The following is an 18,566-nucleotide window of genomic DNA, read 5'->3' on the forward strand; positions in this document are numbered from 1 at the left end:
CCGAAATCATGTCTCAGCGACCGCTTGCACGTCGTTCGGCGTGGAGACCGAGCATATACATCGCCACGGTCGCTCCCGCAATGGCGGTGATGTCGGCGTGGTCGTAGGCAGGCGACACTTCGACGACATCGGCACCCCTGATGTCGAGCTGATGCAGGCGCTGCAGCACCGATAGGATCTTGGCGCTGGAAGGGCCTCCGGCGACCGGCGTTCCCGTGCCCGGAGCAAACGCCGGATCGAGGCAATCTATATCGAAGGTCAGATAAGTCGGCGCGCCCTTGGTATGCGAGATAATCGTCGAAGCGATGTCGCCGGCGCTCATATCCTCAACCTGATGGCCATGGAGGAGCTGGATACCAAAATCGTCGGGCGCATGTGTGCGGATGCCGATCTGGATGGAGCGGTCGGGATCGATCAGCCCGTCGCGTACGGCGCGAGCGACGAAGGAGCCATGGTCGATACGCCTGCCGTCATCGAACCAGGTATCCTGATGGGCATCGAATTGTACCAACGCCAGTGGCCCGTGCTTGGCGGCATGAGCCTTCAACAGTGGCCACGTGACGAAGTGATCGCCGCCGAGCGTCAGCAGGAAGGCACCGCTGTCGAGGATCGCCGTCGCCTGCCTTTCAATTGCAGCGGGCGTATCCTGATGATTGCCGTAGTCGAGCAGGCAATCGCCATAGTCGATGACGGCCATTTCGGCGAAGAGATCGCGGTTGAATGGATATTGCGGGTCGTTGTCGAAGATCGCGGAGGCACGCCTGATCGCCTGCGGCCCGAAGCGCGTTCCCGGCCGGTTCGAGGTGGCGGCATCGAAGGGGATGCCCCAGACCACGGCATCGGCGCCTTCGAGCGATTTGGTGAAGCGGCGGCGCATGAAGGAGAGCGCGCCGGCAAAGGTCGGATCGCTGGCAGCCGAGGTCAGACTTGCCGCGGTGAAGGCATGGTCAATCGATGTGCTCGGCAAGGGCCTCTCCTTTACTTGCATGAAAGTCGTAGGCCCGTTCTATCCTGCCTACGCGCACCTTGTATTCTTCATACCAGTGCTCGCGGCCGAGTTTCTGCGCGGCCAGATGCGACACGACGTTCTTCCAGGCGAGGATGCTTTCCTCGTCACGCCAGAAGGAGTTGGTGATGCCGAAGCCGCCAGGCTCCCTGACGCTCTCAATCCCAAGAAAGCCGTCCTGTGCCCTTGCCAGTTCTTCCATGCGGTCGCCCATAGAACCATAGCCGTTGTCGCCTTCGGTGCGGAGCGACGCGAATGTGACGATGTAATAGGGCGGCTCGGGAGTGGCCGCGAAACGCGATGAAGTACTCTTGCTCATGGTGTTTCTCCGGAGAGCGGTCAAATCTCGAAATTCGGGCTGGAATCGTAAACTAAGATCCGACGACTATTTGCCCGATCGAGCGGTGCATTGATACGCCTTTTTCACGCAGGCGATCTGCGGCGTCGAGCAATTGGCCTGCCCATCGGTCACGACACAATAGGAGCAGCTGTCGTTGAACTCGCGACAGTCCGCGTTTGCCTGGAGAAAATCCTTCATGCTTTGCATCTCCGCGGCCTTGTCGGTGGGGGGAGTTGGCTGGGCATCGTCGCATAGAGCCGGTGATGCTAGGCCGATCAAGAATGGAAGCGAAAAGATGAGGCTGCGCATTGAACTCCCCAGATGCTTGTAGGGGGACTCTGCCATAAAAAGCATTTCCTGCCTTGGCAAATCTGCATCATTTCCATGCTGCAAAGAAAAAGGCCGGGGAAACCCCGGCCTTTCCAATAATCCGATCTCGGATAAGCGATTAACGCTTGGAGAACTGGAAGGAACGACGTGCCTTTGCACGGCCGTACTTCTTACGTTCGACGACGCGGCTGTCGCGGGTCAGGAAGCCACCCTTCTTCAGCACCGAGCGCAGGCCCGGCTCGAAGTAGGTGATCGCCTTGGACAGGCCGTGACGAACGGCACCGGCCTGGCCGGAGAGGCCGCCGCCGGCAACGGTTGCGATGATGTCGAACTGGCCGTCACGGGCAGCTGCGACGATCGGCTGACGCAGGATCATCTGCAGAACCGGACGGGCGAAGTAAGCCGTGTAGTCCTTGCCGTTGACGATGATCTTGCCGGAGCCGGCCTTGACCCAAACGCGGGCGACGGCGTCCTTGCGCTTGCCGGTCGCGTAGGAGCGGCCGAGCGAGTCAACCTTGCGGACGTGAACCGGAGCAGCAGCTGCTTCCGAAGTCGTGCCGAGGTCCTTCAGGGAGGAGAGGTCAGCCATTATCAGGCGCTCCTTACGTTCTTCTTGTTCAGCTTGGCGACGTCGAGGACGACCGGCTGCTGAGCTTCGTGGGGATGGTTGGAGCCGGCGTAGACGCGCAGGTTCTTCATTTGGCGACGGCCGAGCGGGCCGCGGGGAACCATGCGCTCGACGGCCTTCTCAACGACGCGCTCCGGGAAGCGACCTTCGATGATCTGGCGAGCCGTACGCTCCTTGATGCCGCCGGCATAACCGGTGTGCCAGTAGTAAACCTTGTCTTCGTACTTCTTGCCGGTGAAGACGACTTTGTCGGCATTGATGACGATGACGTTGTCGCCGTCGTCGACGTGCGGCGTGAAGGTAGCCTTATGCTTGCCGCGCAGACGCATTGCGATGATAGAAGCGAGACGGCCAACGACAAGCCCTTCGGCGTCGATGAGAACCCACTTCTTCTCCACCTCTGCAGGCTTCTGGGAGAAGGTTGCCATGTTGCATACTCTCTTTTAGGACCCTTGGCCCGAAGGCGTCTGGGCGTTTCTTGTTGCTTGATTTGGCTCGCATGGATGCGCGCCAAAAAGAAAGCAGCCCGGAAAGGCTGCGATCTGAGGCGGCTTATAGATCGATTAAGAGCCAGGGTCAATATCGCCTGATCGGCACGCTGTAAAAATTAGGAAGTAAAATCAATGCGTTATATTTGTGGTAAAATAAAACCACATAATTTGTCGTCAGCCCAGCCGCAAAACCAGCACTCCGCCAGCAATAATGGCGCCGGCAATATAGCGCCAGATGTTGGACCGTTCCTTCAAAATGACGACGGATATCACCAAAGCGAAGAGGATCGAAGTCTCGCGCAAGGCGGCGACCATGGCGACCGGCGCCTTCGTCATCGCCCACAATGCCAACCCGTAGGAAGCGATCGAGCCGCCTCCGCCAATAAGCCCGCGCCACCAGTTATAGCGGACGTGGGCGGCGACGGCATTGAGGCCGCGTTGCGATATTGCCCAGGCGAATAGGAGGATGGGCGGCAGGAGCGCCATCCATAGGGTATAGGATATCGAATTGCCCGCCGCCCGCGCACCGATACCGTCGACATAGGTGTAGGTCGCGATAACAACGGCATTGGCAAGGGCCAGGACGATCGCCCGGCGGCTGCCCTTTCGGGCCTCGAAGGCAAGCGTCAATATGCCGGCGCAGATGGTCATGGTTCCGATCAATGCGCCGCCCGAAAGAGTTTCCTTCAGGATGAAACTGCTTGTCGAGACGATGATGAGGGGTGCTACACCGCGCATCAGCGGATAGACAAGCCCGATGTCGCCGGCACGATAGGCTGCCGCCACAAGCTGGAAATAGGCAAATTGCAGAATGGCCGAAGCCCCGATGAAAGGCCAGGCGGCTGAGGCCGGCAAAGGCAGAAATGGCAACAGGGGAAGGGCCGCAGCTGCGCCGCCTGCCGAGACCAGTGCCGCATCGAGCGATTTATCGGTTCCCGCCTTGATGATCGCGTTCCACGTCGCATGCAGCAGGGCGCCGAAAAGGACGAGCGCGATAACGTCGAGAGACACGGAAAACCTCGCGATTTGCAGGCGCATGGCAGCGCTTGGCATTTTGTGGGAATGCGGCCTCCATATGATCCGCGATACATCGAAAAGCAACGAAATATCGGCAACTTTGAAGGCTTATTCCACCTGCGGTGATCGATAGCTGGCATTGGGAGTCGCGTTCTCGTTGTGTTCCATATTGTTCGCGTTGATATTATAAATAACTAATTTATTAGAGTATGAAGCGCGAACAAATATCGCATGTCCTGTGAACGCGGGAGTAGCATTAGACACTTCTTACTTAAAAACGACAGAGCGCGTCGGACGGTCGCACCGCTGCTTATCGTCAGGAACAATGGTGTTCGCCATAAGATTGCTGTTGGCGGTCTGCGCCGCCGTAAATTCTCGCATGAGTGAGGATGGATAATTCTACAGTAGTTGAAAAATATTACAGTTAATAGCTGCTGTCACCAATCAGAGTCGATAAAAATCGCCTATATTCCAAGTATAGGATCGAGAAGCGGACAATTTTCTACATATCTCATTGCGCGAGTTCGAAAATTATTCTGTGGAGAACTTATGAAGTATGTAGATGTTCCATGTTCGCAATCGGTTCTCATGTGAATTCATTATTCATGCGTATTTTCTAAATTACATGTGAATAAATAGAGAACAAAGATTGCATTTCCTGAGAACGCAACTTTCCGGGCGCACAAAAGTGACTAAAAGCGCTTTGAAGAATGACCTCCGGACAGCCTCACGGAAAATACGAGGATGCCTATAGTGCCGAAAATGCACAGTGCTGATCACAATCATAGATTGTGATCGGTGGTCATCGCGACGAGCGCATGAATCGTCCACCACATCCCGTTCGGGCATACTTCGATCAGCGCCGGAAAATCAAATCGTCGTCATCCAGATCGGTCATCGGACGGCATATATAAACCGGGCACGAGGCCCGATCTTTGGTGGGCAGATAGTCCTGATAGGCATAAAAGCCCTGGTCACACGCTCCGCTGTCGGCGACATAGCGATCATAGAGCGTCATTTTCGGCGTTCTCTTGGCAGGATAGCGCATAATGACCGCGCGCTCCCGGTTGATGACAGTCCTCGCTTCGGCGCAGGTCATGGACATGGAATTGTAGCGCGAGATAGCCAGGGCTGGCGTTGCGACCGATGTAACGAGCAGGCCGAGCAGGATGATTTTTTTCATCTGAGTAATCCTCCCTGAAGTTGCTATAATATACTATACGCAGAGACCGCCATTGCGGTTTCCGTATTTATGGCAAAACGCAAGTGTGATCGGAGCGGGAGGCTTCGTGATGAACCACGACAGTTATGACGATTCCTATATTGCCGATATCCTCTTGTCCGTGAGGACCATCGCGCTCGTCGGCGCTTCGCCCAATCCCGCACGTCCGAGCAACGGCGTGATGGCCTATCTTTTGAACAGGGGCTATCGCGTCATCCCCGTCAATCCCGGGCAGTCCGGCAAGGAAATTCTGGGGCAGTGGGTCTATGCGCGTCTGGCCGATATCCCCGAGCCCGTGGATATGGTCGATGTTTTTCGGGCGCCCGAATATCTCCGATCGGTGGTCGAGGAGACGATCATGATCGAGCCGCGGCCGCCGGTCATCTGGGGGCAGCTCGGCGTGCGCGACGACGCCGCCGCGGCACGAGCGGAGGCGGCGGGCGTAAGGGTCGTGATGGATCGTTGCCCGGCCATCGAATATCCGCGCCTGGTCGCCTGATCGAGATCACAGGGGATCGACGGCATCCGGCCGTTTATCGCGCGATCTCACCGAAAGATGGCAAGTTTTTTCCGCGAGCCGAAAAGCACGGCAAAGTTCGCGGTTAACTTTCATATGCCAGGCGTTATGCTTTTCCCGTTACGAACAAAATCCGGCGGGAGGAAAGATATGCCAGCAAACAACCCAGGTTTCGACACGCTTGCAATCCATGCCGGCGCGCAGCCAGATCCGGCGACAGGCGCGCGCGCGACGCCGATCTACCAGACGACATCCTTCGTCTTTCAGGATGCGGATCATGCAGCCGCGCTGTTCGGATTGCAGCAATTCGGCAATATCTATACCCGCATCATGAACCCGACCCAGGCCGTGCTGGAAGAGCGGGTGGCTGCCCTCGAAGGCGGCACTGCGGCTCTGGCCGTCGCCTCCGGTCATGCCGCGCAGCTCCTCATCTTCCATGCCATCATGCAGCCGGGCGACAATTTCGTCGCGGCCAAACGGCTTTATGGTGGTTCGGTCAATCAGTTCGGACAATCCTTCAAGAGTTTCGACTGGCGGGTCCGCTGGGCCGATTCCGCCGATCCTGCGACCTTCGAAGCGCAGATCGACAGTCGCACCCGCGCCGTCTTTATCGAAAGCCTTGCCAATCCCGGCGGCACCTTTGTCGATATAGCCGCCATCGCGGCCATCGCGCACAAGCATGGCCTACCGTTGATCGTCGACAATACTCTCGCAAGCCCCTATCTCATCCGACCGCTGGAGCATGGCGCCGATATCGTCGTGCATTCCCTAACGAAGTTCCTCGGCGGCCATGGCAATTCCATGGGCGGCATCATCGTCGATGGCGGCACTTTCGACTGGTCCGCCTCGGGTAGTTATCCCATGCTGTCTTCACCGCGGCCGGAATATAACGGCATCGTGCTGCATGCGACCTTCGGCAATTTCGCTTTCGCTATTGCCTGCCGCGTGCTGGGCCTGCGCGATCTCGGACCAGCCATCTCGCCATTCAATGCCTTTCTGATCCTGACAGGCATCGAAACGTTGCCACTGCGGATGCAGCGCCATTCCGACAATGCGGCTGCCGTTGCGCGTTGGCTGAAGGGGCAGGAGAAGGTAGCATGGGTCAACTATGCCGGCCTTGAGGACGATCCCAACCACGCGCTGCAGCAGCGTTACTCGCCGAAGGGCGCCGGCTCCGTTTTCACCTTTGGTCTGAAGGGGGGATATGAAGCGGGCAAGGGGCTGGTCGAAGGCCTGGAGCTGTTCTCGCATCTTGCCAATATCGGCGACACGCGCTCGCTCGTCATCCATCCTGCTTCGACGACGCACAAGCAGCTGAGCGACGAACAGAAGGTCGCAGCCGGCGCCGGCCCGGATGTGGTGCGTCTCTCCATCGGTATCGAGGACGTCAAGGATATCATCGCCGATCTGGAGCAGGCACTGGCGAAAATCTGAGGACGGCACCGGCAGGAAGCCGAAAAAGCAGCAGGGATTCTTTGATCTCGGCGAATTTCATGTTTGTCTCGGTCTGCGCTCGCCGATTGGTGGTCGCGGATATTTTTTGATGTGGCGAACGTGACCGACGGGGGATCTGAGTGGCAGACTATGTGCAACTGAATGTCGATGACGTTGAGCCCGAGCTCGGAGCGCCTGCCGCGGATCGCCTCATTTCGGGAGCCCCGATCTTCCGAACGTGGAACATGGATGAGGCCGACGGCGGCCTCTATGCCGGTATCTGGGAAGCAACGCCGGGCAAATGGAGGGTCGTCTACGACGAATGGGAATATTTCCATATCCTCTCCGGTTATTCTATTGTGACGGGTGAGGATGGAAAGGCCTTCCATCTGCGTGCAGGCGACCGTCTTATCTTGAGGCCGGGCTTCAAGGGGACCTGGGAAGTTATTGAAACGACTCGCAAGGATTACGTGATCCGTCTCTGACGATGCTCTTGAATCAGAACATGAAGTTCGCGTTCATGCGCCCTTCGGCGCAGCTTGATTCACGCCGTTCCGCAACGGCCGCAATGATTGCCGCAGGTTGTGTCACTGCCGCTTCATTAAACTGTCATCAAACTGAAACAATGCGTCTTTAGAGCCAAGGCTGTCGCCGGGAGATTTCAGGCGGGGAGGTTCGTTTACCATGGCAAGCCTCGCGCCGGTCTTCTGCTCGCCATCCTTTCATTCACTTGAGGAAGTGAGTCTATTATGCTTAACCTGAAACTCCGTTCGCTTTGCCTGACTGCAGGCCTTATCGCGGCTATGTCCGCTTCGGCCTCCGCTGCCGACATCACGGGCGCTGGCTCGAGCTTCATTGCACCGGTTCTGTCCAAGTGGGCCGAAGGCTACAAGGCTGCGACGAACAACGTCGTCAACTACCAGTCGGTCGGTTCGGGCGCCGGCATCAAGCAGCTCCTCGACAAGACCATCGTATTCGGCGCTTCGGACAAGCCGATGAGCGATGCCGACCTCGAGAAGAACGGCATTGCCCAGTTCCCGATGATCTCCGGCGGTATCGTCGTTTCCTATAACGTCGAAGGCGTAAAGCCGGGCGAACTCGTTCTCGACGGCAAGACGCTGGCCGATATCTTCCTCGGCAAGATCGCCAAGTGGGACGATGCAGCCATCAAGGCTCTCAACCCGGAAGTGAAGCTGCCGTCCACGCCGATCTCGGTTGTTTACCGCGCCGACAGCTCGGGCACGACCTTCAACTTCACCGACTACCTGGCGAAGGTTTCGCCGGAGTGGAAGGAAAAGGTTGGCTCGAACACGGCTGTTGAATGGCCGGTCGGCTTCGGCGCCAAGGGCTCGGAAGGCGTTTCCACCACCGTCAACCAGACGGCTGGCTCGATCTCTTACGTTGAATATTCCTATGTCGTCGCCAACCACATCGGTTTCGCGAAGATGAAAAACTCTGCCGGCAAGGTTATCGAGCCGAGCCTGGAAACCTTCAAGGCTGCCGCTTCCAACGCCGATTGGGCCAAGGCCAAGAACTTCAACCTGATCATCACCAATCAGCCGGGCGAAAAGAGCTGGCCGATTGCCGCTTCGACCTGGGTTCTGCTCTACAAGAAGCCGGCTGATGCTGCTAAGAACGAAGAAGCACTGAAGTTCTTCAAGTGGTCCTATGAGCATGGCCAGAAGGACGCGACCGCGCTGTCTTATCTTGCGGTCCCGGACAATGTTGTCGAGATCGTCGAGAAGTCTTGGAAGACGGACTTCGGCACGAAGTAATTTGTGCTAGGCGAAAAGTTGCGGCGGACAGGGTATTTCCCTGTCCGCCTTTCGTGACAGGACAAGGGGAAATCGATGGCTGACGCGACTCAGATGGCTGGCTTCCAGGCTGTGAATACCTCCGCCGCGACCAGAAAATTCCGGATACAGGATCGGATTTTCTATTTCATGACGCTTGGCTCGGCTATTCTTGTCGTGCTTCTGCTGCTGGCAATCCTCGTGGTTCTTGTCATCGATGCCTTACCCACATTTCAGACCTTTGGCTTGTCGTTCCTTTGGGGCACCAAGTGGAGCGCGCCGGCCGATATTTATGGCGCCGTCCCTGCCGTAGTCGGTACGTTGGTGAGTTCATTCATCGCCATGTTGATTGCCGTTCCCCTGGGCATCGGCATCGCCATCTTCCTCACGGAACTTTGCCCCGGCAGCCTGCGCCGTCCCATCAGCACGGCCATCGAGCTTCTGGCGGGCGTTCCCTCCATTATCTATGGCATCGTCGGCCTGTTCATTCTTGTGCCGCTGATGCAGAACAATATCCTGCCTTTCCTGATGGCGACTGTCGGCCAGGTGCCGGTGATCGGCCTGCTGTTCCAGCCGCCGGCGCCGGGCGTCGGCCTGCTGACGGCAAGCCTCGTGCTGGCCGTCATGATCCTGCCGTTCATCACCGCGATCTCCCGCGACGTGTTCAGCACCGTGCCGCCGATGCTGCGCGAATCCGCCTACGGTATGGGCATGACCACATGGGAAGTGGCTCGCCACATCTTGATTCCCTATACACGCCGTGGCCTCGTCGGCGGCATCATGCTCGGCCTCGGCCGCGCGCTCGGCGAAACCATGGCCGTCACCTTCGTTATCGGCTCGGTGAGCCGTCTGCAATCGTCGATCATCTCGCCGTCCACCACCATTTCCGCCCAGATCGCGAACAATTTCGGCGATGCCGACGGTCTGCAATTGTCGAGCCTGATTGCGCTCGGCCTGCTCCTGTTCGTCCTTTCCTTCTGCGTGCTTGCGCTGGCGAGGTGGATGATCGGCCGCGGCGACGCGCACTGAGGAAAAAAACCATGGACAATGCAATTCGTCAGAACCTCGTGTCGAGGCGTTATGGGAAGAACCGGGTGATGATGGTCTTGTGCTTCATCGCGGCCGTCCTCGGCATCTTCTTTCTCAGCGTGATCCTTGCGACCCTGCTTTATCGCGGCATATCGGCGCTCAGCCTCGACGTGTTCACTATGTCGATCCCAGCCCAGGGCTCGCGCGGCGGTCTGATCAACGCGATCTACGGCACCGTGCTGGTCACGGGTCTCGCGATCGTGATCGCCGCGCCGATCGGCATTCTTGCCGCCACCTATCTTGTGGAATATGCCAACGGCAGCAAACTTGCCGAGGCTGCCAAGTTCCTCAACGATATCTTGCTGTCCGCGCCCTCGATCATCATCGGCGTGTTCGTCTACGGCGCGGTGGTCGTGCCCATGCATGGCAACTCCGCTATCGCGGGCATCCTTGCGCTGGCGCTGATCGCGCTTCCGGTCGTCAACCGCACGACACAGGACATGCTGTTGCTGGTGCCAAACGCGCTTCGTGAGGCGACTGCAGCGCTCGGCGCTCCGCGCTGGAAATCCATGATGATGGTGGTTTACCGTTCCGCCTGGACTGGCATCCTCACCGGCATCCTGCTGGCCATCGCCCGCATCAGCGGCGAAACCGCGCCATTGCTCTTTACGGCCGGTTACAGCAAATTCATGAATACAGACCTGACCGGTCCGATCGCCACGCTGCCGGTTGCGATCAATACGCTTGCCGCCGATGCCGGTGAGGATCTCAAACAACTTGCCTGGGCGGGCGCGCTGATTATCACCGTTGCTATCCTTGCGCTTAACATCCTTGCCCGTGTCTTGAGTGGGCGCCGCCAGTGACGCAGCCGCCGAACGATAGGAATGAGACCATGAACATGAGCGACAGCAATTTCCAGAGCGTCAACGCACAGCCGGGGAAGGATGCTGCTTCCCAGTCGGATCTCGGCCTGGCGAAACTTGAGGTGAAGAACCTCGATTTCACCTATCAGAACGGCCATCGCGTTCTGAAGAGCGTGAATATGAACATCCGCAAAAACGCGGTCACCGCCTTCATCGGCCCTTCGGGCTGCGGCAAGTCCACGTTGCTGCGCACCTTCAACCGCATGTACGATCTCTATCCCGGGCAAACGGTTGCGGGCGAGATTCTGCTGGATGGCCGCAATATCCTCACCAAGGACGTCGATCTGAATGATCTGCGCGCCAAGGTCGGCATGGTGTTCCAGAAGCCAACGCCGTTCCCCATGTCGATCTATGAGAACGTCGCTTTCGGCATCCGCCTCTATGAGAAGGTCTCCAAGTCGGAAATGGACGCCCGCGTCGAAGCGGCGTTGACTGAAACGGCGCTGTGGAGCGAAGTGAAGGACAAGCTGCACCAGAGCGGGCTTGGCCTTTCCGGCGGGCAGCAGCAGCGCCTCTGCATCGCTCGTGCCATTGCCATTCGTCCCGAAGTCCTGCTGCTCGATGAACCGACCTCGGCTCTGGACCCGATCTCGACCGCTAAGGTCGAAGAACTCGTGTCGCAGCTGAAGGGCGACTTCACCATCGTTATCGTCACGCATAACATGCAGCAGGCGAGCCGTATCTCCGACAGCACTGCCTTCATGTATCTTGGTGAGTTGATCGAATACGGCCAGACCGAGCAGATCTTCCAGGCGCCGAAGGTCAAGCGCACGGAAGACTACATCACCGGTCGTTACGGCTGATATGGCCGAACCTTGCCTCACACTTTACAAGGCGCGCTGCTAAAGCGCGCCTTTTGCATTTTTGGATAATTGCCTTGTCTGGTGGCCGCGCCACTCGGTCTGTTCAAGGCCTATGGCTGGCGGATTACCGAACAAGCCGGTCACATCCTCGCGAGCGTACCCATACGCCGCAAGGCATGGATCTGGTCGTCGAGGGTCGGCACCAGTTCGCCGTCGTCCGCCGCAGACGTTGCGTCGGGCTCCCTGGCTGTCTCGGTTTCGTTGAAGAGGATGGTGCAGTTGCGGCCCGCGCGTTTCGCGGCATATAGCGCACGGTCTGCGAAAGAGATAAGACGATCCCAGCTGACGGTATCGTGCGGCATGATCGAAACGCCGATGCTGACGGTTGCCGGCACCAGCGTGCGGCCGGCAAGCAGCGGTACCCGGCAGAAATCAGCGCGGATGGTTTCCGCCAGCGCTTCTGCCTGGGATTGATCGTCTATCGGAAGGAAGGCGACGAATTCCTCACCGCCCATTCTGCCGAATGCACCGCTGCGCGGCACGAATTGACGGGCAATGCGGGCAAACTCGACCAGAACCGCATCGCCCGCCTGATGGCCATGGCGATCGTTGATCTTCTTGAAATGATCGAGATCAAACAATAGGGCGGCAAGCATTTGCGGTTGTTGCTGCCCCTTGCCGACGAGGATCTCGTAGCTTTCCTGAAGCCCGCGCCGGTTCAGAACGCCCGTCAAAGTATCGGTGATGGATATTGCCCGCCAGCGGCGCTCGGCACGCTCCATGAGAAGCTTGCCGTTGAGAACGATGGCGATGATGACGAGCAGCCCGTAGCCAAGCGCCATGTAGCCGCGATAGATCATGGCCTCTTCAAGTGAAGGGACAGCAAGCACCATCCACAGAGCAGAACCGAAACAGAAGCAGGCGAGCGCCACGAAGACGATGCCGAGTTGCCCGCGCGCCGGCTCCCGTCGGCCGTCGCCTGGATGTACGGCAAAAGCTAGCAAGGTCGCGCCGACTGCGCCCGCGAGATCATAGACGATGACGCGATTGGCGAAATTGCCGGTGACCCAGGGAAGGCTGACGCCGATTAGCCAGATGGCGGGTGGCAGAAATGCCGACCATTCCAGCCTACGCTTGTCCATGAAGCGGAATCCGACGATCCAGGCGCTCTCGCCGAGCAGGGCCACGGCATTGCCGATCTGGATCGACCATATATCGGGGATGAGACCTCGAGCAGCCACCAACGCGAATCCTATGGCGCTGACGGTGAAGCCCAGTGCCCAGATCAAATAGGCTGGGGATTTGCGATCATGCCGCCAGGCGAGAAGGAGAACGGTCGCCAGCGTTATGGCTTCCGAGCACCAGATGGTCAGGCCTGTTGTCATATTCAGCACGATCGGACGCCTCTGCTGTTTTCGGCTACCGGCGCAAACTGCGCGACGATTTCCGTGTTCGTTTCATCCTTGCCCAATAAGATGGCAAGTTCCTTAAGTGCCTTGGTAAATTTTGCCTGTGCTGAAGATGTGCGTCGGCCCGATCCGGGCCTTCACGCTTCCTTCACCTTGCGATCTGGAAATATGGTGAGTAGCAGCTTGCGTGTCGCTGCAGCACCTTGGCATTCGAGGAGCCGCGGTTAGAAATGCTTTGTGAACGCTTCGCGGGTCATTAGAGCTTTTTGACGTTATGCTTTCGGGCGTCTTGAAGTGAAGGGCAGGGACACTCTATGTAGGAGTAAAGGATTTTTACTCCGATTCCCGGCGTTTCCGTCGCCGGGACAAGTTTGATAAAGGACGCACATGAGAAATCCAGTCGATACAGCTATGGCTCTGGTGCCGATGGTTGTCGAGCAGACCAACCGCGGGGAACGGTCTTATGACATTTATTCCCGCCTGCTGAAGGAACGCATCATTTTCCTGACCGGACCGGTCGAAGACCATATGGCGACGCTGGTGTGCGCACAGCTTCTCTTCCTTGAGGCCGAAAACCCGAAGAAAGAAATCGCCCTTTATATCAATTCGCCGGGCGGCGTCGTCACTGCCGGTATGGCAATCTACGATACGATGCAGTTCATCAAGCCGGCCGTTTCGACGCTCTGCATCGGCCAGGCTGCCTCGATGGGATCGCTGCTTCTGGCCGCCGGTGACAAAGACATGCGTTTCGCAACGCCGAATTCCCGGATCATGGTTCACCAGCCTTCTGGTGGTTTCCAGGGCCAGGCTTCGGACATCGAACGCCACGCACGCGATATCATCAAGATGAAGCGCCGTCTCAATGAGGTTTACGTCAAGCATTGCGGCCGGACCTACGAAGAGGTCGAGCAGACGCTCGATCGCGACCATTTCATGTCCTCCGATGAGGCCAAGGAATGGGGTCTGATCGACAAGGTGCTGACGTCGCGTACTGAAATAGAAGGTGAAACCGCCTCGTGATTATCCACTAGGCGGTGACTTCTACGCCACAGTTCTATCCCATTTGTGATCGAATAGGGGTTTAATGTGGAGCAGAACGCGGTAATAGTACGCATTAATGCTATGTAGCGTTTTTATGACATAGCATTCGGCATTCGAAGGGGGATCGTTGCCACGCAGTTCCGGTTTGGTTGCCTGGCCTGCGTTCAGTACCCTGAAGGGCGCCGCGATCTGCAAACGAGGGGCAGGTCCGGCGGGCGCATAGAGTGGACCGCGATTTCAAGTTGGAAATTTGCGGCGTGCTGGAAGGAAAGTGATATGAGCAAAGTCAGCGGCAGCAACGGCGGCGACTCAAAGAACACGCTTTATTGTTCGTTCTGCGGTAAGAGCCAGCATGAAGTCCGGAAGTTGATTGCCGGACCGACCGTATTCATCTGCGACGAGTGCGTCGAGCTATGCATGGACATCATCCGCGAGGAAAACAAATCCTCGATGGTGAAGTCTCGTGACGGTGTTCCGACCCCGCAGGACATCATCAAGGTTCTTGACGAATACGTCATTGGCCAGCGGCAGGCGAAGAAGATCCTCTCCGTAGCCGTTCACAACCATTACAAGCGACTCGCTCACGCATCGAAGAATGGTGACGTCGAGCTGGCGAAGTCGAACATCATGCTCGTCGGCCCGACCGGCTGCGGTAAGACCTATCTTGCCCAGACGCTCGCCCGCATCATCGACGTTCCCTTCACCATGGCCGATGCGACGACGCTGACCGAAGCAGGCTATGTCGGCGAAGACGTCGAAAACATCATCCTCAAGCTGCTACAGGCTGCCGACTACAACGTCGAGCGCGCACAGCGCGGCATCGTCTACATCGACGAAGTCGACAAGATTTCCCGCAAGTCGGACAATCCGTCGATCACGCGCGACGTCTCGGGCGAGGGCGTGCAGCAGGCGCTTCTGAAGATCATGGAAGGCACGGTGGCTTCGGTTCCCCCGCAGGGCGGCCGCAAGCATCCGCAGCAGGAATTCCTGCAGGTGGACACGACCAACATACTCTTCATCTGCGGCGGTGCGTTTGCCGGCCTCGACAAGATCATCTCCGCCCGCGGCGAAAAGACCTCGATCGGCTTCGGCGCGACCGTCAAGGCACCTGATGACCGCCGCGTCGGCGAAGTGCTGCGCGAGCTGGAGCCGGAAGATCTGGTGAAGTTCGGTCTCATCCCGGAATTCATCGGCCGTCTGCCCGTTCTGGCGACGCTGGAAGATCTGGACGCGGATGCGCTGATCCAGATCCTGTCCGAGCCGAAGAACGCGCTGGTGAAGCAGTATCAGCGCCTGTTCGAGATGGAAGATGTCGAGCTGACCTTCCACGAGGATGCTCTGCGCGAAATCGCCCGCAGGGCGATCGTCCGCAAGACGGGTGCCCGTGGTCTGCGTTCCATCATGGAGAAGATCCTCCTCGATACCATGTTCGAGCTACCGGCGCTGGAAGGCGTGCGCGAAGTGGTCATTTCCGAGGAAGTGGTTCGCGGCTCGGCCCGCCCGCTCTACATCTATGCCGACCGGCAGGAGGAGAAGGCCAACGCAACGGCCTGATCCATCATCTGTGATCACGAATCGGGGGCTCGTCATCGACGGGCCCCTTTCTGTTTGAAAAATCGCACGGTTTGCTGATAAAGTCTTGGATAAGCTTAAGGGAATGCCGTCGGAACCGGTTGTGAAGAGCCCCTGCTGCAGCCATGATGGCATGATTCTGGAGCACGAGGCGGACAGGGCGCAGGCCCGACGTTTTTCTTCGGATCTTAACGTCGCCGGCAGTGTTCGAGTTGTCGGGCTTTGGTGTTTTGTTGTTGCGTTCCTCCTTGCGGATATGCGGGATCGTTGCCTTGTGGCGGGCGTTTCCTGTGACTTGAAATAGGCAGTGTGAAGCTCCACTTGTTTACCAAGTGAGAGAGCCGGCTAACTCCCCAAGCCGGCAGAGAGCCCGGGAACGGGACGACGGAAAGGAAATGACATGAGTAAGAAAACGTCTGCGGCACACGACAGCATTGCCTATCCGGTATTGCCGTTGCGCGACATCGTGGTCTTCCCCCACATGATCGTGCCTCTGTTCGTCGGACGGGAGAAATCCATTCGCGCGCTGGAAGAGGTCATGGGTTCGGACAAGCAGATTATGCTCGTCACCCAGATCAATGCCAGCGATGACGATCCCGCGCCGGACGCCATCCACAAGGTCGGTACCGTTGCAAATGTCCTGCAGCTGCTGAAACTGCCCGACGGCACCGTCAAGGTGCTGGTGGAAGGCCGTGCGCGCGCAGAAATCGACGAATATACCGGCCGTGAAGACTTCTACGAAGCCCTTGGCCATGTCCTGCATGAGCCGGAAGAAGACCAGGTCGAGCTCGAAGCTTTGAGCCGCTCCGTCGTTTCCGAATTCGAGAGCTATGTGAAGCTCAACAAGAAGATTTCGCCGGAAGTGGTCGGTGCAGCCAGCCAGATCGATGATTATTCGAAGCTGGCGGACACCGTTGCATCGCATCTTTCGATCAAGATCACCGAAAAGCAGGAAATGCTGGAAACCACCAGCGTCAAGGCTCGCCTGGAAAAGGCGCTCGGCTTCATGGAAGGCGAGATTTCGGTTCTGCAGGTCGAGAAGCGCATTCGCTCGCGCGTCAAGCGCCAGATGGAGAAGACGCAACGCGAATACTATCTGAACGAGCAGATGAAGGCGATCCAGAAGGAGCTCGGCGACGGCGAGGAAGGCCGTGACGAGATGGCCGAACTGGAAGAGCGCATCGCCAAGACCAAGCTGTCAAAGGAAGCCAAGGAAAAGGCCGATGCCGAGCTGAAGAAGCTCAGGCAGATGAGCCCGATGTCGGCTGAGGCGACCGTGGTGCGCAACTATCTCGACTGGCTGCTGGGCATCCCCTGGCACAAGAAGTCGAAGATCAAGGCCGACCTGAACAATGCCGAGAAAATCCTCGAAGCGGATCATTTCGGCCTGGAAAAGGTCAAGGAGCGTATCGTCGAATATCTGGCCGTCCAGGCTCGCGCGACGAAGATCAAAGGCCCGATCCTGTGCCTCGTCGGCCCTCCGGGCGTCGGCAAGACCTCGCTCGCCCAGTCTATCGCCAAGGCGACCGGCCGTGAGTATGTCCGCATGGCGCTCGGCGGCGTTCGCGACGAAGCCGAGATCCGCGGTCACCGCCGCACCTATATCGGCTCGATGCCCGGCAAGGTCATCCAGTCGATGAAGAAGGCGAAGAAGTCCAACCCGCTGTTCCTGCTCGACGAGATCGACAAGCTCGGCCAGGACTATCGCGGCGATCCGTCCTCGGCTCTGCTTGAGGTGCTGGACCCCGCGCAGAACTCGACCTTCATGGATCACTACCTGGAAGTCGAATATGACCTGTCGGATGTGATGTTCATCACGACGGCGAATACGCTGAATATCCCTGCGCCCTTGATGGACCGCATGGAAGTCATCCGTATCGCCGGCTATACCGAAGATGAAAAGCGCGAGATCGCCAAGCGGCACCTGCTGCCGAAGGCCATCAAGGAACACGCGTTGCAGCCGGAGGAATTCTCGGTCACCGACGGTGCCCTGATGGCGATTAGCCAGCAGTACACCCGCGAAGCCGGTGTTCGTAACTTCGAGCGCGAATTGATGAAGCTCGCCCGCAAGGCGGTCACCGAGATCATCAAGGGCAAGGTGAAGTCAGTTGCCGTTACGGCGGAGAATATTTCCGACTATCTCGGCGTGCCGCGCTTCCGCCATGGCGAAGCCGAGCGCGACGATCAGGTCGGTGTTGTCACCGGTCTTGCCTGGACTGAAGTCGGCGGCGAGCTGCTGACGATCGAAGGCGTGATGATGCCGGGCAAGGGCCGCATGACGGTCACAGGCAACCTGAAGGAAGTCATGAAGGAATCGATCTCGGCGGCGGCCTCCTACGTCCGCTCGCGCGCTGTCGATTTCGGCATCGAGCCGCCTCGCTTCGACAAGAGCGACATCCACGTGCACGTGCCGGAAGGTGCGACGCCGAAGGATGGTCCGTCGGCCGGTGTCGCCATGGCAACGGCAATCGTCTCGATCATGACCGGCATCCCGGTTTCCAAGGATGTTGCCATGACGGGTGAAATCACGCTGCGCGGCCGTGTGCTGCCGATCGGCGGCCTGAAGGAAAAGCTGCTCGCAGCACTGCGCGGCGGCATCAAGAAGGTGCTGATCCCGGAAGAAAACGCCAAGGATCTGGCGGAGATTCCGGACAACGTGAAGAACAGCATGGAAATCATCCCCGTGTCGCGCATGGGCGAGGTGATCAAGCACGCGCTTGTTCGCCGTCCTGAACCGATCGAGTGGGATGGCACCGTGGAAACGCCTGTCATCGCAACGGTCGAAGGCGTCGACGAAGTGGGTTCTACCATCGCTCATTAAGCCCGTTCGCCTCAATTCTGTCGAATTGACATAAATGGACGAAAAGACCGGCATTTTTGCCGGTCTTTTTTTGTGAAAAGCGTATGGCAACGCTTGCTTTTCCTTGATTTGCAGGGCTTTTGGGGTTGCGGCGGGTAAGAGCATTGCTATTTTGCGCCCCGCTTACTGATAAGTCGTTTCATACCAGAGA

Annotated in this window: 18 protein-coding genes; 10 read left to right on the forward strand and 8 right to left on the reverse strand. The window is 58.1% G+C overall.

Annotation, left to right across the window (positions count from 1 at the left end):
- Positions 1–13 precede the first annotated feature (13 nt).
- The 7 genes from speB to FHT85_RS11790 form a co-directional block, all read right to left on the reverse strand.
- Complete coding sequence (gene speB, locus FHT85_RS11760) at positions 14–967, reverse strand: agmatinase (RefSeq protein ID WP_112410616.1); 954 nt, start codon at positions 965–967, stop codon at positions 14–16.
- Positions 948–1,325: an antibiotic biosynthesis monooxygenase family protein gene (locus tag FHT85_RS11765; RefSeq protein WP_112410615.1), complete on the reverse strand. Its 378-nt coding sequence runs from the start codon at positions 1,323–1,325 to the stop codon at positions 948–950. Before FHT85_RS11765 ends, speB begins: the two co-directional genes overlap by 20 nt.
- Positions 1,326–1,391: 66 nt before the next feature.
- Positions 1,392–1,655 (reverse strand): hypothetical protein, encoded by a 264-nt coding sequence (locus FHT85_RS11770; RefSeq protein ID WP_112410718.1) that lies wholly within the window; start codon positions 1,653–1,655, stop codon positions 1,392–1,394.
- Positions 1,656–1,794: 139 nt separating this feature from the next.
- Positions 1,795–2,265, reverse strand: coding sequence for a 30S ribosomal protein S9 (rpsI, locus tag FHT85_RS11775; RefSeq protein WP_075852256.1), 471 nt, complete (start codon positions 2,263–2,265; stop codon positions 1,795–1,797).
- Positions 2,266–2,267: 2 nt separating this feature from the next.
- Positions 2,268–2,732, reverse strand: a complete 465-nt coding sequence (gene rplM, locus FHT85_RS11780; RefSeq protein ID WP_004122374.1) for a 50S ribosomal protein L13 — start codon at positions 2,730–2,732, stop codon at positions 2,268–2,270.
- A gap of 237 nt (positions 2,733–2,969) precedes the next feature.
- A complete protein-coding gene (locus FHT85_RS11785; protein WP_112410717.1) occupies positions 2,970–3,806 on the reverse strand; it encodes an EamA family transporter in 837 nt (278 codons plus the stop codon).
- Positions 3,807–4,668: 862 nt separating this feature from the next.
- Positions 4,669–4,995, reverse strand: coding sequence for a hypothetical protein (locus FHT85_RS11790; RefSeq protein WP_112337559.1), 327 nt, complete (start codon positions 4,993–4,995; stop codon positions 4,669–4,671).
- A gap of 109 nt (positions 4,996–5,104) precedes the next feature.
- Between FHT85_RS11790 and FHT85_RS11795 the strand changes: the two genes are divergently transcribed.
- The 7 genes from FHT85_RS11795 to pstB all read left to right on the forward strand — a co-directional run bounded on the left by FHT85_RS11795 (position 5,105) and on the right by pstB (position 11,533).
- Positions 5,105–5,533, forward strand: coding sequence for a CoA-binding protein (locus FHT85_RS11795; RefSeq protein ID WP_112337558.1), 429 nt, complete (start codon positions 5,105–5,107; stop codon positions 5,531–5,533).
- A 168-nt stretch (positions 5,534–5,701) separates the two neighbouring features.
- Positions 5,702–6,985 carry an O-acetylhomoserine aminocarboxypropyltransferase gene (locus FHT85_RS11800; protein ID WP_112410614.1) on the forward strand — a complete coding sequence of 428 codons (1,284 nt, stop codon included), beginning with the start codon at positions 5,702–5,704 and terminating at the stop codon, positions 6,983–6,985.
- Between the two features lie 140 nt (positions 6,986–7,125).
- The gene (locus tag FHT85_RS11805; RefSeq protein ID WP_112410613.1) at positions 7,126–7,470 is read left to right on the forward strand and encodes a cupin domain-containing protein; all 345 of its coding nucleotides are present in this window, start codon (positions 7,126–7,128) and stop codon (positions 7,468–7,470) included.
- Between the two features lie 264 nt (positions 7,471–7,734).
- Positions 7,735–8,760 carry a phosphate ABC transporter substrate-binding protein PstS gene (gene pstS, locus FHT85_RS11810; RefSeq protein WP_112337555.1) on the forward strand — a complete coding sequence of 342 codons (1,026 nt, stop codon included), beginning with the start codon at positions 7,735–7,737 and terminating at the stop codon, positions 8,758–8,760.
- A 75-nt stretch (positions 8,761–8,835) separates the two neighbouring features.
- Positions 8,836–9,807 (forward strand): phosphate ABC transporter permease subunit PstC, encoded by a 972-nt coding sequence (gene pstC / locus FHT85_RS11815; protein WP_112337554.1) that lies wholly within the window; start codon positions 8,836–8,838, stop codon positions 9,805–9,807.
- Between the two features lie 11 nt (positions 9,808–9,818).
- Positions 9,819–10,670, forward strand: coding sequence for a phosphate ABC transporter permease PstA (gene pstA, locus FHT85_RS11820; protein WP_112337553.1), 852 nt, complete (start codon positions 9,819–9,821; stop codon positions 10,668–10,670).
- A 29-nt stretch (positions 10,671–10,699) separates the two neighbouring features.
- On the forward strand, positions 10,700–11,533 hold the full coding sequence (gene pstB, locus FHT85_RS11825) for a phosphate ABC transporter ATP-binding protein PstB (RefSeq protein WP_081598367.1): 834 nt from the start codon (positions 10,700–10,702) through the stop codon (positions 11,531–11,533).
- Between the two features lie 140 nt (positions 11,534–11,673).
- On the opposite strand, the gene FHT85_RS11830 is transcribed toward pstB, so the two are convergent.
- Positions 11,674–12,927: a sensor domain-containing diguanylate cyclase gene (locus FHT85_RS11830; RefSeq protein WP_112398618.1), complete on the reverse strand. Its 1,254-nt coding sequence runs from the start codon at positions 12,925–12,927 to the stop codon at positions 11,674–11,676.
- Positions 12,928–13,329: 402 nt separating this feature from the next.
- Here FHT85_RS11830 and clpP point away from each other — a divergent pair, with 402 nt between their 5' ends.
- The 3 genes from clpP (at position 13,330) to lon (ending at position 18,376) form a co-directional block, all read left to right on the forward strand.
- Complete coding sequence (gene clpP / locus FHT85_RS11835; protein WP_015339477.1) at positions 13,330–13,962, forward strand: ATP-dependent Clp endopeptidase proteolytic subunit ClpP; 633 nt, start codon at positions 13,330–13,332, stop codon at positions 13,960–13,962.
- Between the two features lie 297 nt (positions 13,963–14,259).
- Complete coding sequence (gene clpX, locus FHT85_RS11840; protein WP_015339478.1) at positions 14,260–15,537, forward strand: ATP-dependent Clp protease ATP-binding subunit ClpX; 1,278 nt, start codon at positions 14,260–14,262, stop codon at positions 15,535–15,537.
- Positions 15,538–15,955: 418 nt separating this feature from the next.
- Positions 15,956–18,376: an endopeptidase La gene (gene lon / locus FHT85_RS11845; RefSeq protein ID WP_112410612.1), complete on the forward strand. Its 2,421-nt coding sequence runs from the start codon at positions 15,956–15,958 to the stop codon at positions 18,374–18,376.
- Positions 18,377–18,566: the final 190 nt, after the last annotated feature.

This window comes from Rhizobium sp. BK312, from assembly GCF_014193605.1.
Classification (GTDB): Bacteria; Pseudomonadota; Alphaproteobacteria; order Rhizobiales; family Rhizobiaceae; genus Rhizobium.

What these genes read in the sequence shown, in the direction of transcription:
- pstA (WP_112337553.1), top strand. Translation starts at nt 9,819, where the DNA reads ATGGACAATGCAATTCGTCAGAACCTCGTGTCGAGGCGTTATGGGAAG.
- FHT85_RS11790 (WP_112337559.1), bottom strand. Translation starts at nt 4,995, where the DNA reads ATGAAAAAAATCATCCTGCTCGGCCTGCTCGTTACATCGGTCGCAACG.
- FHT85_RS11765 (WP_112410615.1), bottom strand. Translation starts at nt 1,325, where the DNA reads ATGAGCAAGAGTACTTCATCGCGTTTCGCGGCCACTCCCGAGCCGCCC.
- rpsI (WP_075852256.1), bottom strand. Translation starts at nt 2,265, where the DNA reads ATGGCTGACCTCTCCTCCCTGAAGGACCTCGGCACGACTTCGGAAGCA.
- clpX (WP_015339478.1), top strand. Translation starts at nt 14,260, where the DNA reads ATGAGCAAAGTCAGCGGCAGCAACGGCGGCGACTCAAAGAACACGCTT.
- pstS (WP_112337555.1), top strand. Translation starts at nt 7,735, where the DNA reads ATGCTTAACCTGAAACTCCGTTCGCTTTGCCTGACTGCAGGCCTTATC.
- clpP (WP_015339477.1), top strand. Translation starts at nt 13,330, where the DNA reads ATGAGAAATCCAGTCGATACAGCTATGGCTCTGGTGCCGATGGTTGTC.
- pstC (WP_112337554.1), top strand. Translation starts at nt 8,836, where the DNA reads ATGGCTGACGCGACTCAGATGGCTGGCTTCCAGGCTGTGAATACCTCC.
- lon (WP_112410612.1), top strand. Translation starts at nt 15,956, where the DNA reads ATGAGTAAGAAAACGTCTGCGGCACACGACAGCATTGCCTATCCGGTA.
- FHT85_RS11800 (WP_112410614.1), top strand. Translation starts at nt 5,702, where the DNA reads ATGCCAGCAAACAACCCAGGTTTCGACACGCTTGCAATCCATGCCGGC.
- rplM (WP_004122374.1), bottom strand. Translation starts at nt 2,732, where the DNA reads ATGGCAACCTTCTCCCAGAAGCCTGCAGAGGTGGAGAAGAAGTGGGTT.
- FHT85_RS11770 (WP_112410718.1), bottom strand. Translation starts at nt 1,655, where the DNA reads ATGCGCAGCCTCATCTTTTCGCTTCCATTCTTGATCGGCCTAGCATCA.
- pstB (WP_081598367.1), top strand. Translation starts at nt 10,700, where the DNA reads ATGAACATGAGCGACAGCAATTTCCAGAGCGTCAACGCACAGCCGGGG.
- FHT85_RS11795 (WP_112337558.1), top strand. Translation starts at nt 5,105, where the DNA reads ATGAACCACGACAGTTATGACGATTCCTATATTGCCGATATCCTCTTG.